The sequence below is a fragment of the Cupriavidus sp. FW305-3-2-15-C-LB2 genome, from assembly GCF_058787575.1.
This window is the reverse complement of the sequence record NZ_JBYSZW010000121.1, coordinates 1-515: the sequence shown is the minus strand read 5'-3', so window position 1 is coordinate 515 and position 515 is coordinate 1. Positions and strand designations below refer to the sequence as shown.

The 515-nt window shown below is 66.4% G+C and carries 1 protein-coding gene; it reads right to left on the bottom strand.

Annotated elements, in window-relative coordinates; all coding sequences use genetic code 11:
* On the bottom strand, positions 1-514 hold a 514-nt coding region (locus AC3WRR_RS36100; protein WP_492299572.1), incomplete at its 3' end, for an SDR family NAD(P)-dependent oxidoreductase.
* Between the last annotated feature and the right edge of the window lies 1 nt (position 515).

Here is a 515-nt window from a genome sequence, read left to right as displayed (position 1 = left end):
GACCCACCTTGGCCGCGCCATAGTTGGCCTGGCCGAAGTTGCCGAACAGGCCCGCCGCCGATGTCGTCATCAGCACCCGGCCATAGTTCTGCTCGCGCATGATTTCCCACACCGCCTTGGTGCAGTAGGCCGAGCCCATCAGGTGCACGTCCACCACCGCCCGGAAATCCGCCATCTCCATCTTCGAGAAGCTCTTGTCGCGCAGGATGCCGGCGTTGTTGATCAGGATGTCGATGCGGCCGAATTCGGCCCTCGCCTGCTCGACCATCGCCGTTACCTGCTCGAAGTCCGCCACATTGGCGCCGTTGGCGATGGCCTGGCCGCCGGCCTTGCGGATCTCCTCGACCACGGCCAGCGCCGCTTCCGAAGAGCCACCCTTGCCGTCGCGGCTGCCGCCGAAGTCGTTGATCACCACCTTGGCACCGCGCTTTGCCAGCTCCAGCGCGTGCACGCGGCCCAGGCCGTTGCCGGCTCCCGTCACAATGGCCACCCGGCCGTCGAAGCGAATCGTCATC